1 rRNA gene (cut by a window edge) is annotated in these 2,725 nt (G+C 52.8%); it reads right to left on the minus strand.

What is annotated here, in order from left to right:
- Window positions 1–13 precede the first annotated feature (13 nt).
- A 23S ribosomal RNA gene (locus AB6804_RS31510) occupies window positions 14–2,725 on the minus strand (it continues 270 nt past the right edge of the window).

Here is a 2,725-nt window from a genome sequence, read left to right on the forward strand (position 1 = left end):
ACACACTGGTTATAGGATCAAGCCTTACGGGCAATTAGTATCAGTTAGCTCAATGCATTACTGCACTTACACACCTGACCTATCAACGTCCTGGTCTGGAACGACCCTTCAAGGGGCTCGAAGCCCCGGGGATATCTCATCTTAAGGCGAGTTTCCCGCTTAGATGCTTTCAGCGGTTATCTCTTCCGAACATAGCTACCCGGCGATGCCACTGGCGTGACAACCGGTACACCAGAGGTTCGTCCACTCCGGTCCTCTCGTACTAGGAGCAGCCCCCTTCAAATATCCAACGCCCACGGCAGATAGGGACCAAACTGTCTCACGACGTTTTAAACCCAGCTCACGTACCTCTTTAAATGGCGAACAGCCATACCCTTGGGACCGGCTACAGCCCCAGGATGAGATGAGCCGACATCGAGGTGCCAAACACCGCCGTCGATATGAACTCTTGGGCGGTATCAGCCTGTTATCCCCAGAGTACCTTTTATCCGTTGAGCGATGGCCCTTCCATACAGAACCACCGGATCACTATGACCTGCTTTCGCACCTGCTCGACTTGTCGGTCTCGCAGTTAAGCACGCTTATGCCATTGCACTATCAGCACGATTTCCGACCGTACCTAGCGTACCTTCGTACTCCTCCGTTACACTTTGGGAGGAGACCGCCCCAGTCAAACTGCCTACCATGCACTGTCCCCGATCCGGATCACGGACCAAGGTTAGAACCTCAAACAAACCAGGGTGGTATTTCAAGGACGGCTCCACGGAAACTGGCGTTCCCGCTTCATAGCCTCCCACCTATCCTACACAGATCGGTTCAAAGTCCAATGCAAAGCTACAGTAAAGGTTCATGGGGTCTTTCCGTCTAGCCGCGGGGAGATTGCATCATCACAAACACTTCAACTTCGCTGAGTCTCGGGAGGAGACAGTGTGGCCATCGTTACGCCATTCGTGCAGGTCGGAACTTACCCGACAAGGAATTTCGCTACCTTAGGACCGTTATAGTTACGGCCGCCGTTTACCGGGACTTCAATCAAGAGCTTGCACCCCATCATTTAATCTTCCGGCACCGGGCAGGCGTCACACCCTATACGTCCACTTTCGTGTTTGCAGAGTGCTGTGTTTTTATTAAACAGTCGCAGCCACCAGTTTATTGCAACCTCTTCACCCTCCTGGCGCAGGCCAGTCAAGCTACAGAGGCGTACCTTATCCCGAAGTTACGGTACCAATTTGCCGAGTTCCTTCTCCCGAGTTCTCTCAAGCGCCTTAGAATACTCATCTCGCCCACCTGTGTCGGTTTGCGGTACGGTCACTATTAGACTGAAGCTTAGAGGCTTTTCTTGGAACCACTTCCAATTGCTTCGCTTCCGAAGAAGCTCGCGCCACGCCCTTGAATTACGCACCCGGATTTGCCTAAGTGCCTTCTCCAACGCAGCGACCGGGACGTCCAACACCCGGACAACCTTCCGCGATCCGTCCCCCCATCGCATCTAACAATGGTGCAGGAATATTGACCTGCTTCCCATCAGCTACGCATTTCTGCCTCGCCTTAGGGGCCGACTCACCCTACGCCGATGAACGTTGCGTAGGAAACCTTGGGCTTACGGCGAGGGGGCTTTTCACCCCCTTTATCGCTACTCATGTCAGCATTCGCACTTCCGATACCTCCAGCACGCTTTTCAACGCACCTTCGCAGGCTTACGGAACGCTCTCCTACCACACGTACTTGCGTACGTATCCGCAGCTTCGGTGACTGGCTTGAGCCCCGTTACATCTTCCGCGCAGGACGACTCGATCAGTGAGCTATTACGCTTTCTTTAAAGGGTGGCTGCTTCTAAGCCAACCTCCTGACTGTTTTAGCCTTCCCACTTCGTTTCCCACTTAGCCAATCTTTGGGACCTTAGCTGGCGGTCTGGGTTGTTTCCCTCTTGACACCGGACGTTAGCACCCGATGTCTGTCTCCCGTGATTGCACTCTTCGGTATTCGGAGTTTGCTATGGCGTAGTAATCCGCAATGGACCCCACAACCATGACAGTGCTCTACCCCCGAAGGTGATACACGAGGCACTACCTAAATAGTTTTCGGAGAGAACCAGCTATTTCCAAGTTTGTTTAGCCTTTCACCCCTATCCACAGCTCATCCCCTAACTTTTCAACGTTAGTGGGTTCGGTCCTCCAGTACGTGTTACCGCACCTTCAACCTGGCCATGGATAGATCACTTGGTTTCGGGTCTACGCCCAGCAACTGATCGCCCTATTCGGACTCGCTTTCGCTACGCCTGCCTTAATCAGTTAAGCTCGCTACTGAACGTAAGTCGCTGACCCATTATACAAAAGGTACGCCGTCACCCCTTACGAGGCTCCGACTGTTTGTATGCATGCGGTTTCAGGATCTATTTCACTCCCCTCCCGGGGTTCTTTTCGCCTTTCCCTCACGGTACTGGTTCACTATCGGTCGATCACGAGTATTTAGCCTTGGAGGATGGTCCCCCCATCTTCAGACAGGATTTCACGTGTCCCGCCCTACTTGTCGTACCCCTAGTTCTTCCACGCTGCTTTCGCTTACAGGGCTATCACCTGCTATGGCCGCACTTTCCAGAGCGTTCAGCTAACAATGCAGATAAAGAGTACAGGCTCTTCCCATTTCGCTCGCCACTACTTTGGGAATCTCGGTTGATTTCTTTTCCTGCGGTTACTTAGATGTTTCAGTTCACCGCGTTCGCTTC

Source organism: Caballeronia sp. RCC_10 (assembly GCF_041360715.1).
In the GTDB taxonomy this organism is placed as follows: Bacteria; Pseudomonadota; Gammaproteobacteria; order Burkholderiales; family Burkholderiaceae; genus Caballeronia; species Caballeronia grimmiae.